The organism is Herbidospora mongoliensis (assembly GCF_001570545.1).
In the GTDB taxonomy this organism is placed as follows: Bacteria; Actinomycetota; Actinomycetes; order Streptosporangiales; family Streptosporangiaceae; genus Herbidospora; species Herbidospora mongoliensis.
Map to the genome: position 1 here is coordinate 398,413 of NZ_BBXD01000017.1, position 11,686 is coordinate 410,098.

Sequence of the window (11,686 nt, forward strand, 5' to 3'; positions counted from 1 at the left end):
CGTCATAGCAGGTGCCTCGCTTCCGCCAGAGACTCGTTCTCGGCATCGAGCAGCGCCCCATACAACGCCCGGGCACGATCGGCGGGGACCGCTGGATCCACACCGAGGTAATCTTCTGCGTCGCGCAGGTACGCGGGCATCTCCTGGCCGCCCCGCAGGAGTTCGTCGGCGTCGGCAGCGGCCTGGCTGGCGAGCGTGCTGAGCAGGTTCGCAAACGCGCCAACTGGATGTCCGCCGATGGATTTGCGTCCCTCGATCCCCATCGCAAGGGCGAGCAGGCTCTTGAGCATGCTGCGGTTCTCGAGGAGCACGACCAGCATCCTGGCGGCTTCGGAGCCCTCAGCGACCGAACCCTTCGCAGGCTGGGGCCGGCCGGACTTCGCCTTTGTCGGCAGGGAGTTAGCCACCACCTTGCCGAGCCCCTGGCCGGCCACCGTACCTCCTGGACCTCCGATGGCAGTGCCGAGCGCTCCGCCCGCGATCGGCAGGGAGGTCTTGGCCAGCTGCCCGAAAGCGGGAATGGCCAGCGTCTGCGCGGCGCCCTTCTCGATCCTGCTCAGTGCACTGCCCAGGCTCAGCGCCTCCGCTGCCGTCATCGAGTCGAAGATGTTGAGTAGTGCCTCGTCCATCTCCTCCGGGCTCGCATTGTCGTAATCGTCGACAAGCGACTCGCGGAGTACCTCCCCCAGGTCTACGAAGTCCACGTCGTCGAGATACTCCTCCAGCAGGTCCAGGTCGTCCTGGTCGTCACTCTCATACATCTCACTCGCTCCGAGGTTGTGGACTGAGCCCGTTGCGGGAAACGTAGGCAGGGTCCGTCACCATGGCGTCACCCCCCGACACCGTCGAGGTGACGCAACGGTGACGCGGCCCGGACAGGCTGCGATCCGGGGCGGAATCGGCGCGAGGAACGAGGGCCACGACATGACAACAACGGCCGCTCACACGCCGCACCGCGTCCGCATCAACCTGCTCGGCGGGTTCTCCGTGATCGCCGATGGCGAATCCTGCGCTGTGGCGGAAGGATCCCAACGCCTGCTTGTCTATCTCGCGCTCCGTGAACGCCCGCAGGCCCGCACCGCCATGGCCGCCTCGCTGTGGCCGGACAAAGCCGACAATCGTGCGTGCGCCAACCTCCGCTCGTCTCTGTGGCGGCTGCCAGCGCCGGGCGGGGTCCCGCTTGTACGCGCGGCCAATGCGAGCCTCCAACTCTCGGAACACCTCGACGTCGACGTCAAATTGGCCGAGGTCGCCGGCTGGAATCTCGTCCGCGACCCTGCAGGCCCCGTGGACGACGTCGACTCCTCGCTCTTCTTCCTCGAACTGCTGCCCGGCTGGTACGACGACTGGGTCGTCTTCGAACGCGAACGACTGGCCCAGCTCCAGTTCCACTTCCTGGAGGCGCTCGCCGACGCGCTGGTCGAGCACCACCATCTCCCACAAGCGCTCGACATCGCGCTGCGCTTGGTCCGCGCGGATCCGCTCCGAGAAGGCAGCCAGCGAGCACTGCTAGGCGTCTATCTCGCGGAGCGGAACATCGGCCAGGCCCAACGGCAGCTCAAGGCCTACCGCAGACTCATCAACGACACGTTCGGTTGCGACCCCTCACCAGAATTGATCGCCATGGCCATACAGGACCGCTAGTGGCCCAGTCAGACTCCCTGCAGCCACCGATCGACGATCGCCAGCACCCCCTCGGGGTCGGTGGCCACCCCACGTTCCGCCTGCTGGCCGTAGACGACATCGCGCGACCACGTCACCGTGGCGCGAAACGCACCATCCTCTCGCCAAACCTTCACTACCAGCAACGCGGTTGATCTGACTGGGTCTCCTGACATGCGTCCACGATCGCTCAGCGCCGTCGCCTACGCGTCACCTGCCAGATCGACTTCTACGTCAAGGGTGTCGGCGAGCGCTGGCCGGTGAGCTGCGGCGCCCAGCCAGCAGGGCGGCCCCCGCGTGCGGGGACAGCACGTCCTGGTCAATCGCACTCCTGTCGGCTTCCCGACTCCTGCGGTTCCGCCGTCTCGGCCCAGGAGGCAGGGTCGGGGAAACCGGCGCGGCTCCATTTGTCCCGATGCCGGCAGCACAGGCCGTGGCCTGCGGTGCCGTAGTGGCAGCCCGGAACCGTGCAGGAATCGAGCTCTCTCCGTCCGATCTGCGGCCGGTCTCGGCCTCGGTCTTGAACTCCGCAAGGTCTGGCCTGTCGGCCTTCCTCCAGCGCAGGTAGTGACCGTTGCAGAGACCGTGATTGATTAGGTGAGTGCGAACTAGGGATTTGGCACATTTCGTGATGAATACCGGTCCGTAGCCTCGGGCTGGCTGGCCAGGATGCGTCGAGTGCGATGATCGTTGCCTGGGTGCCCTGCTCCCGCACCTGTCGGCCGTCGAGATCGAGAGCGTTGTCCAGTCCGAGACGGCTGTGAGGGTGGTCGCGCGCACAAGCGTGGTGCCGCTGCCATGCCCGGCTTGCGGGACGGTGTCGATCAGGCAGCACTCCCGATACCGGCGGCGGCTGGCCGACACGGCGCTGGGTGAGCGCCGGATGGAGATCTTCCTTTCCGTGAGACGGTTGACCTGCGTGAATGAGACCTGCGACAAGAAGACCTTCGCTGAGCAGGTCGAGGCTCTGGCACATATTCCGTGATGGTGCCGGCCGGGTAGGTCTCGGTTCGGGCGTTCTGGCCGGTAACTGGTCCTTGATCACCAGCATCGGACGAATGTCGATCAAGGATCTGCTGGCCGTCCTGTTTCCGCATCTGGCGTGCGTGTCTATCGACCGGGTGTTCCGCGCCGGGACGACGTTGAGGATCAGAGCGCGCACTGAGACGCGGCAGGCTGAATGTCCCGGGTGCGGAACGGTATCGCGACGCAGACACAGCCACTACGAACGACAGCTGTCGGATACGGCGGTCAGCGGCCAGGAACGGGTGATCCACCTGCAGGTTCACCGGTTCTTCTGCCCTGACGACGACTGCGCCAGGAAAACGTTCGTCGAGCAGGTCCCCAGGCTGACCGTGCGATACGGCAGACGAAGCCCGACCTTGAGCGATGCCCTGCAAGCGATCGCGTTGGCGCTGGGTAGCCGTGCGGGTGCCCGGCTCACTGAGCGGCTCGCGGCCCCGGTGAGCCGGATGACCTTGATCAGGATGATCAGGGCGCTACCCGATCCAGTGCTGTCGGGCGCGCCGGCGGTGCTCGGCGTGGACGACTTCGCGCTGCGTCGCGGGCGCGTCTACGCAACCGTCCTGATCGACATCTCCACCGGCCGCCCGATCGATGTTCTGGCCGACCGGTCCGCCGACACGCTGGCCGCATGGCTGGGCAACCATCCAGGCGTGGAAATCATCTGCCGCGACCGGGCCGGCGCCTACGCTGAAGGCGCTGCCCGGGGCGCGCCCGCCGCGATTCAGGTCGCCGACCGATGGCACCTGTGGAGGAACCTGGGCGACGCGGTGGAACGCACCGTCGCCAAACACCGCGCCAGCCTGCGCGAACTACCGCGCTTCGAGACCGGCCCGGTACCGGCCGAGCCCGCCAACTCCCCTGCCGCACCCGATGCCGCACCATCAGCAGTGCCACGAACCAGGCAGGACCGGGTGGCGATCCGCACCCGTCAGCGCCACACCGAGATCCACGACCTGATCGCCCAGGGCCTCACATTGCGGGAGATCGCCCGCGAACTCACGCTGGGACGTAACACCGTCCGCCGGTTCGCCCGCGCTGCGAGTCCCGAAGAACTGCTGGTCCGGGACGGCACCGGCAAACAGACCAGACAGCTCGACGCTTACGCGGTGTTCCTGCGGCGACGCTGGGCCGAGGGATGCACCAACGCCACCCAACTGATGGACGAATTACGCGCCTGCGGCTACCAAGGCGGCCCCACCGCCGTCCGCCAATACCTCCGGCCCTGGCGAGTCGGCTTGCCCTCCAAACCTCAGACGCCGAACCCGCCGACCGTCCGGCAGGCCACCCGCTGGCTACTCACCAACCCCGCCAACCTCGACCCCGAAGGACAGCACTACCTCGACGCTCTCACCACCGCTTGTCCACAGCTGGCGGCCACTCGTCGGCACGTGCGCGGCTTCGCCGAGATGATGCTCCACCGCAATGGCCACCAGCAGCTCGAACGCTGGATGAACGACGTCACCGCCTGCGACCTGCCCGAACTCCACTCCTTTGTCACCGGGCTCCGCCGCGACCAGGATGCCGTCACCGCCGGACTCACTCTGCCCTACAGCTCCGGCCCCGTCGAAGGCCACGTCAACCGCATCAAAATGCTCAAACGATAGATGTATGGCCGAGCCAACCCCGACCTCCTGCGCAAACGCGTCCTAATGGCCGACTAACGGGTCCGCCTCACGGAATATGTGCCAGAGCCAGTTTTGAAGAGGCGTTGACAACAGTAGGGGATCTGCAAGGAGCTCCGTAAGGCCGTGCCGACTTGCGGTAGATACGGGGCGGTGGTGCCTGACCGTATAAGACGCTGACATCCTGCTTGCGAATAGCCCTGTCGACCTTGGGTGAGCTGCAAAGCTATAGCTCAGCGGCGTGATCGCATTTTCTCTAGATGACCCCGATTCCCCGTGTTTCCCCGCCCCATCGGGCACGCAACGGGCACGCCAAGGATCTTGCCTAGTACTCCAGTAGCACATCGGGATGTGGGCTGGAGATCAACGATGTAGGGCGCGCTTGTCTAGGCTTGTCTGCAGACGTTCTTGCTCGTTCGCACTTGTTCGCGCTCGTAGCCGGGTCAGATGCCGACGGCCACCGCTGTGACCATTCAGGTGTGTTGGAACTGAAGATCATGCGGTGGCCGCGATGGCCAGGTTAAAGCACCTCGGCGGTACTCGTCTGCGGGCCGGGCTGGATGAGGCATTCGCGCGAGTGGCGGCCCGGTTCAAACGGCGAGAGGTCAGACTGCGCGCCCGCTCCTGCGTTCAGGGTCTGCTGTCAGGACTGGAGCGCAAGACCAGCTGGTCACTGGCCGAGCATGCGGGCGAGGCGACGCCGCACGGCATGCAGCGGCTGTTCTCGACCGCGACATGGGACGTCGACGGAGTCCGGGACGACATCCGCGGCTACCTCTCCGATCATCTCGGCGAACTCGACGGGGTACTCGTCGGCGACGACACCGGGTTTGAGAAGAAGGGCAGCGGCTCGGCCGGAGTGCAGCGGCAGTACACCGGAACCGCGGGGAAGATCACCAACTGTCAGATCGGGGTCTTCCTCGGCTACGCCACCCGCCGCGGCCGCGCCATCGTGGACCGCGAACTCTACCTGCCACGCCAATCCTGGATCGAGGACGAACCTCGGTGTGAGAAGGCCAAAGTTCCCGCGCATACGGTCTTCGCCACCAAGCCCCAGCTCCTGCAAGCCATGATCGAACGCGCGATCACCGCGGATCTCCCCTTCGCTTGGGTCACCGCCGATGAGGCCTACGGCGACAACGGACCTCTGCGCCGTTTCCTGGAAGCCAGGCACATCGCCTATGTTCTGGCCGTCGCCCGCTCCCACCACCTGACCACCGCGGCCGGCATCTTCCGCGCCGACGTCATCGCCGGGAAGGTCCCCGCAGCCGGTTGGCAGCGCCTATCCTCCAGCAACGGAGCCAAAGGCGAGCGGCTCTACGACTGGGCCCTGGTCGCCACCATCAGCCCCATCCACCATCTGCTCATCCGCCGGTCGATAAGCAAACCCGACGAGTTGGCCTTCTTTCTCTGTCACACGCCCATCCCGGCGTCCCTCAACCGGCTGGTCATGGTGGCCGGCACCCGCTGGAGCATCGAGGAATGCTTCCAGACCGGCAAGAACGAAACCGGCCTTGATCACTACCAGGTCCGAAGCCATCCCGGCTGGTATCGGCACATCACCCTGGCCATGCTCGCCCTGGCCTATCTCACCGTCACTCGAGCCACGCTCAAGGACGAATCCAACACCGGACCCGATCCGGACGACCACTTAATCGCGATCTCCTCCAACGAGATCCGCCGGCTCTTCGCTCTGCTGACCCAGTCAGCTCCGAACCACGACCACATCCACCATTGGTCCCGATGGCGACGACGCCACCAAACCCGAGCCCGCCGATCCCACTACCAGCGACAACAGCTCAGAGATCTATAAGTGCTACTGGAGTACTAGGTCTCACCGGGAACCGAGCGGACGCGGATCTCGCCACGGTGTCACCGGCGATGATGCGGTGCCCAATCTCGATGATCCCACATCTGTGCCCGCCGAAAATTCCATCCACGCAGTTCAAGCGGCAGGTGAATCCTCGTGAAGGACTCCGTCGAGTGGCGCTAGCGAGACCTGAGCGGTTACCGCCCCTCAGCCGGACGGATGGCCATCGAGAACCATGCCCGGCCCGGCGACGAGGGTCGCACCTTCTTGGTCCATCGGCATACGCACGCAGTTCTCATCCTGACACCAGCACACGCAAAAAACGTTCCTCTGGCTCCCGGCATCGAGGATCAGCCCCCAATACCCCAGCAGCTCGGACGCTTTGACTTAGGACGCACGTCAAGAATACGCAATCGTGTTTGGGTAAAATCCGACGGGGTAACTGATGGTTGCTCGGTGGTTGCTCATTGGTACGCGATACGGGGCGGCATTGTGCACTACCAGTGGGGACTTTGGCAGCGGCAAATCCGGGCGGTCTAATAGAAATGGATAGCGTGCGGCATTGGCGGATACTAAGTCCGCATACTTTTAATCCGTAGGTTCAGGGTTCGAATCCCTGGCGCCCCACCACGTATGACCCGATTCGACCGGTTGCTTTGTCCCGGCTTGGGGCCTCGGTAGCGAGGCGAGATCGCCTGTGGTTGCTCGACGGTTCCTCATTGGTACGTTCGCACACCCGGTGAAGATCGTTAAGCGGGTCGACGTCAAGCCGGACCCATCTGATGACCACAGAGGATCCCCAAAACGGGGCTCGAGAGCCCCGCTTCTTCTTCACCAGGTCGCCCAAGCTCCGAGCCTTGGTCAACTCATCGATGCCGAGGAGAACGTCGTTCAGGACTGGAGCCGTTCCGCGGCCTCTTCTGGAACGGCTCGTTGTGCTTGTTCGTACGTTCACCCTCTCAGCAGTCATGGCCGCGGCGGTCGCTGCGTCTGCCGCCCTGACGACCCCACACCGGGATGGGGCATGAGACTGCTGCGGGGAGTGTCTGTGTCTCGGAGGACCGCCGGCACATCGTGGTGTGTGACAAACAAGGCCGACAACCGGCACTGCGCCTGCCGAAAACCTCATCCATGCAGTTCAAGCGGCATGTTGGTATTCGTGGAGGATTCCGCTGAGTCTGTCTCGTCGGCGAATGTTCAGGTTGATGATTCGTTCGGGGTCGGTGATCGGAACCGGGACGGCCCGCAGTGGAGTCGCCTGTGCAAGGGCTTGGTGGACTCGGTGCTGGTTGTAAAACTCCTCGTACTCGCGTAGGGCGTGACGCAGGTGGCGTTCGTTCCAGAGCAGGCAGCGGTCCAGAAGTTCGTGGCGGCACGATTGCACCCACCGTTCCATCATGGAGTTCATGCGGGGCACGCGGACGCCGGTGAGCACAGTCTGGATGCCGGCATCGGCGAGGATCTCGTCGATCAGGACGGGGAACTTCCCGCCGCGGTCTCTGATCAGGTAACGTGCCCGGCCGCCCGCGTCCTCCAGATCCATGACGAGGTTCTTGAACGTCTGGATGACCCAGGTGGCGGTCGGGTGGGCCGTGGTGCCCAGCACGCGGACGCGCCTGGTGGCGTGGTCGATGACGGCCAGGATGTACTGGCGCTGGCCGTTCAGGGTGACGGTCTCGATGAAGTCGCAGGCCAGCAGCGCACCCGCTTGGGAGCGCAGAAAATCGGCCCAAGTCGTAGATGCGCGGTCAGGGGCGGGGTCGATGCCTTCCTGTTTAAGGATTTCCCACACGGTAGAGGGGGCGATCTTGATGCGAAGGGTGACGAGTTCGCCGTGCACCCGCCGATATCCCCAGGACGGGTTCTCCTTCACCAGACGCAGAATGAGAGCGCGGATAGAGCGGACCGTGGGCGGACGTCCAGCCCGCTTCGGCCGGCAGGTGCGCGCGTGACGCTGTTTCACCAGGTCGCGGTGCCAGCGCAGGATGGTGTCTGGTCGAACAAGCAGCCGTAGCCGGCGCACAACCTCGCGAGGCAACGGTGTCAGGAGTCCAGCCAAGAAGGCTCGATCCTCCGCAGCGAATCTCACCTTGTCGGCGCCGAGCTGCCGTTCAAGGACGGTGATCTGGTGGCGCAGGACAAGAATCTCGGCGTCTTTGTCGCGATCGCTCATCGGAAGCAGCCGTAGCGCGGCGAAGGCGTTCGTGTTGGTGAGATAGGCCAGACGAAGGAACACAAACGATCATCCTGCTGCGTTTGGCCCCTTTGCTCCAGGCCAGGACACGCGCTGGCCCAGAGGAACCAGACAAACCTCACCGACCTGCACGGATGGAATTATCGGCAGGCGCACTGTCGCCGAGGGCGCCTCTGCTCTCATACGGCTGGCGATGCGCTGATGTCCGTACTCCCGGAGGCGGGAACACGTCACGACCTGCACGCTTCCCGGCTCTGGGAAGCTTGGCCGACGCAGTTCATCCGCTCCCTGACCAGCCTTCTTCCCGGCATCACGAAGATCCGGTCACCGTTCGGGGCGCGCAGAACCTCGAAGGGCAGATCGGGGAGGGAGGACATCTCCCCGGGATTATCTCAGGGCGGCCCGAGAGAGGCGACTGTCGCCGTAACGGTAGGACCGCCGGATGATGCCGTACCGGAAATTGGTAGTAGGCACGCCAAACGGACCGGGGGCGTCATGACTGAAGAGAGCCCAGAAATCCAGGCGTTGCGAGCGGCGGACAGGGAGATCAACGCCATCCTCGTAGCGTTATGGACGACAGTGGTCTTCTCGCCCTTTCTCGCCGTTTTAGCGGTCAGCTTCTATGTGACCCACGGCCTCGGCTGGGGTTCGGGGCTGGTCGCAGGGGTGGTTGTCGTCGGGGTCGCGGTGCTACTTATGCGCGACGTCAATCCTGAACTTTGGGATGCGAAGGGGAGCATCAAGAGTCAGCTTCCCGCCGAACCGCTTCCCACGTACCACGGGCAGGAATGTCTCGTGTGCCGAGAGTGGACGACGCGCCCTCACTACCACCCGGGCCACTACTAGCCGTAGCTTCCTCGACGACGCCTACACCGCCTGGAAGAGACGCGGTTCTTCCTTAAATGGAAGCCCTTCGAAGGTTCCTCCAGGCGGACAGTGGACTGGTGAGCGCGAACAAAACTCCGGCCGATAGGCCGGGCATCGAAATGCTGAAGGCGAAGCGGGACCGTCTCGGAAACCGCATGTGGCTGCTTGCGGGCTACGTTTTCCTCGTCGCCCCCACCCAGACATTGCTGGTTGTTGTCCAACCCTTCGTGGACGGCCACAGCTGGGAATGGTCCTTCTATCTCGGCCTGGTGTCCATCTGGGTCACTTGGATGGCCGCCAAGCTGTTCTTCCGCCTTTGGGAGGCGCGGGATCGAGTCGCCGCACAGATACCGGAGCCGCCCGAACGCCCCGTACCTCCGTATCGGGCTCCGACCTATGACAACCCGCTCCGGGATCCCCTCGCCGTAGGATCCTCCCCGTACATCTACTGACCCGGCCGCGTGCGCTAGGCCACTCTGCGCGCCCGGATGAAGGCCGTCACCGCATCCACATCCTCATCCGACAAGACTCCGGTCATGCACGGGGCGATCTCTGAACCGATGACGAAGACGACCCTGTGGGGCGCGAAAACCCGGAGATGGCCTCTGACCTGTGATTATCTCTACTTCGTCTATGCGGCCCGCCGGTATTGGTTGATCAGTGTGCCTGCCGGTGAACATTGGGCTCGCCGGCGCCGAGCTGCCGCTAAGAACGGTGATCTGGTGGCGAGGGCAAGGATCTCGACCTCCTTGTCCCGATCCCTCATCGGAAGCAGCCGTAGCGCGGCAAAGACGTTCGTGACGGCCAGATAGGCCAGGCGCAAGAGCACAAGTGATCATTCTGCCGCGATCAGCTCTTTTCCGAAGCCGAAGCGGGCGCATGCCAGGAGGAACCCGGGCAAGGCCGATGACCAGCATGGATGACATTTTCGGCAGGCGCAAGGTCTGGATCCAGCGCTCCATGATGGAGTTCATGCGCGGTAGGCGAATGCCGGTCTTGATCACTTGTATTCCAGCGTCGGCCAGCACAGCGTCGAAGGCCGCGGTGAATTTGGCGTCGCGGTCGCGGACGAGAAACGTGGCGATGGCTGTACCGATTCAAAACTCGTACACGTGGTCTGAGCTGGCGCTTCTTCGGGACAGCTAGGCTGCTCGGTGGTACTCGTTGATCGCTCCGCTAAGCACTCTGCGGCGCTTGATGCGACCTTCTGTCGGGACGACAACTCGCTCGTCTTGACCGGGTGGGCGTTGCTGTCGAGACTGGTGCGGTCGATGCGCGTTGTAGTGCTCGGCGTACTCCTCCAGGACCGATCGCAGATGCCGTTCGTCGTAGACCAGCATTCGGTCAGTGCATTCGGCCCGTACGGTGCGCACCCAGCGTTCGGCGTAGCAGTTGGCCCGAGGTGTCCGCGGTGGCGTCTTCATCACCGCGACGCTCGCGGTGATGAAGATCTCGTCGAAGACGGCGGTGAACTTGGCGTCCCGGTCACGGATGAGGAATCGGAACGAGCCGGCCCTTCGCCCGAGATCCATGAGCAGGTTACGGGCCCGCTGAGCCGTCCACGCGCCGGCGGGGTTGGCCGTCACCCCCAGGATTCGAACGTGCCGCGTCTGCACCCCCATCACGAACAACACGTACAAGCGCTTCAACAAGATCGTGCCGACATGAAAGAAGCCGTAGGCCAGTAGCCCCTTCGCCTGCAGGCGAAGGAATGCCCGCCAGGAGGTGTCGATGGTTCGGGGAGCCGGACCGGACCGGCGCGAGCGGAGAATCCGTCTCACGGTCGCTTCGCTGAGCTGAACGCCGAGCCGAACCAGTTCGCCGTGTACCCGCCGATACCCCCACCTCGGGTTCTCCCCGGCCAGACGGACGACCAGGTCTCGGAGCTCCCGGGGGTTCGCCCCTGAATGTGGACACCGTTCTCAGGCTGCGGTAGCGATGCTACCTGCGGTTTTCTCGTAGTTGACCGGTGACATCTGGCCGAGCGCGGAGTGTCGGCGGCGGGTGTTGTAGCGGGTGATCCATCGGAACACGGTCAGGCGGGCGTCACGGGCGCAGGCCCACCGGGGAGCGCCCCGCAGCGTCTCGCGCTTGAGCGTGGCGTTGAAGGACTCGGCCGCGGCGTTGTCCGCGCTCGTGCCGACCACGCCCCGGGAACGGGTGACGTGCAGGCGGCGGCAGGCCTCCTCGAACTCGCGGCTGCAGTACTGCGCGCCGTTGTCGCTGTGGAAGACCGCGCCGTCCAGGCTGCCGCCACGTGTGCGGGCCGCGGCCTCCAGGGCGTCCACGACGAGTTCGGTGCGCATGTGGTCGGCGATCGACCAGCCCGCCAGCCGCCGCGACCCCAGATCCAGGACAGTCGCCAAGTACAGGAACCTGCCGTCCCCGATCGGCAGATACGTGATATCGCCGACGCACCTCTGGTTCGGCTGCCCGGCGGTGAAGTCACGCCGCACCAAGTCAGGGACCGGGGTCGCGGACGGTTCGGGCACCGTGGTGCGGACC

The 11,686-nt window shown here is 64.6% G+C and carries 10 protein-coding genes; 6 read left to right on the forward strand and 4 right to left on the reverse strand.

Annotated elements, in window-relative coordinates:
• Positions 1 to 2 precede the first annotated feature (2 nt).
• Positions 3 to 761, reverse strand: a complete 759-nt coding sequence (locus tag AW272_RS26295) for a hypothetical protein (protein ID WP_066370352.1) — start codon at positions 759 to 761, stop codon at positions 3 to 5.
• A gap of 163 nt (positions 762 to 924) precedes the next feature.
• Between AW272_RS26295 and AW272_RS26300 the strand changes: the two genes are divergently transcribed.
• From AW272_RS26300 to AW272_RS26315, 4 genes are all read left to right on the forward strand, one after another.
• Positions 925 to 1,644 carry an AfsR/SARP family transcriptional regulator gene (locus AW272_RS26300; protein WP_066370355.1) on the forward strand — a complete coding sequence of 240 codons (720 nt, stop codon included), beginning with the start codon at positions 925 to 927 and terminating at the stop codon, positions 1,642 to 1,644.
• Between the two features lie 805 nt (positions 1,645 to 2,449).
• Positions 2,450 to 2,647: a transposase family protein gene (locus AW272_RS46100; RefSeq protein WP_369408780.1), complete on the forward strand. Its 198-nt coding sequence runs from the start codon at positions 2,450 to 2,452 to the stop codon at positions 2,645 to 2,647.
• A 73-nt stretch (positions 2,648 to 2,720) separates the two neighbouring features.
• A complete protein-coding gene (locus AW272_RS26310; protein ID WP_066370359.1) occupies positions 2,721 to 4,292 on the forward strand; it encodes an ISL3 family transposase in 1,572 nt (523 codons plus the stop codon).
• A 529-nt stretch (positions 4,293 to 4,821) separates the two neighbouring features.
• Positions 4,822 to 6,123 (forward strand): IS701 family transposase, encoded by a 1,302-nt coding sequence (locus AW272_RS26315; RefSeq protein WP_066370490.1) that lies wholly within the window; start codon positions 4,822 to 4,824, stop codon positions 6,121 to 6,123.
• 1,135 nt (positions 6,124 to 7,258) lie between these two features.
• On the opposite strand, the gene AW272_RS26320 is transcribed toward AW272_RS26315, so the two are convergent.
• Entirely contained in the window at positions 7,259 to 8,356 is a 1,098-nt protein-coding gene (locus tag AW272_RS26320; RefSeq protein ID WP_066370362.1) for an integrase core domain-containing protein, read from the reverse strand.
• 453 nt (positions 8,357 to 8,809) lie between these two features.
• On the opposite strand from AW272_RS26320, the gene AW272_RS26325 reads away from it, so the two are divergent.
• Both AW272_RS26325 and AW272_RS26330 read left to right on the forward strand, forming a co-directional pair.
• Positions 8,810 to 9,160 (forward strand): hypothetical protein, encoded by a 351-nt coding sequence (locus AW272_RS26325; protein WP_066370364.1) that lies wholly within the window; start codon positions 8,810 to 8,812, stop codon positions 9,158 to 9,160.
• A gap of 98 nt (positions 9,161 to 9,258) precedes the next feature.
• Positions 9,259 to 9,633 carry a hypothetical protein gene (locus AW272_RS26330; RefSeq protein ID WP_157518787.1) on the forward strand — a complete coding sequence of 125 codons (375 nt, stop codon included), beginning with the start codon at positions 9,259 to 9,261 and terminating at the stop codon, positions 9,631 to 9,633.
• Between the two features lie 690 nt (positions 9,634 to 10,323).
• Here AW272_RS26330 and AW272_RS26340 read toward each other — a convergent pair.
• On the reverse strand, positions 10,324 to 10,962 hold the full coding sequence (locus AW272_RS26340) for an integrase core domain-containing protein (protein ID WP_066370371.1): 639 nt from the start codon (positions 10,960 to 10,962) through the stop codon (positions 10,324 to 10,326).
• Positions 10,963 to 11,103: 141 nt separating this feature from the next.
• Positions 11,104 to 11,686: IS3 family transposase (locus AW272_RS26345; RefSeq protein WP_066370494.1), on the reverse strand; the 583-nt coding region annotated here is incomplete at its 5' end.

Excerpts from the sequence above, each read along its gene's own strand:
- AW272_RS26295 (WP_066370352.1), bottom strand. The coding sequence starts at position 761 with ATGTATGAGAGTGACGACCAGGACGACCTGGACCTGCTGGAGGAGTAT.
- AW272_RS26300 (WP_066370355.1), top strand. The coding sequence starts at position 925 with ATGACAACAACGGCCGCTCACACGCCGCACCGCGTCCGCATCAACCTG.
- AW272_RS26310 (WP_066370359.1), top strand. The coding sequence starts at position 2,721 with ATGTCGATCAAGGATCTGCTGGCCGTCCTGTTTCCGCATCTGGCGTGC.
- AW272_RS26315 (WP_066370490.1), top strand. The coding sequence starts at position 4,822 with ATGGCCAGGTTAAAGCACCTCGGCGGTACTCGTCTGCGGGCCGGGCTG.
- AW272_RS26325 (WP_066370364.1), top strand. The coding sequence starts at position 8,810 with ATGACTGAAGAGAGCCCAGAAATCCAGGCGTTGCGAGCGGCGGACAGG.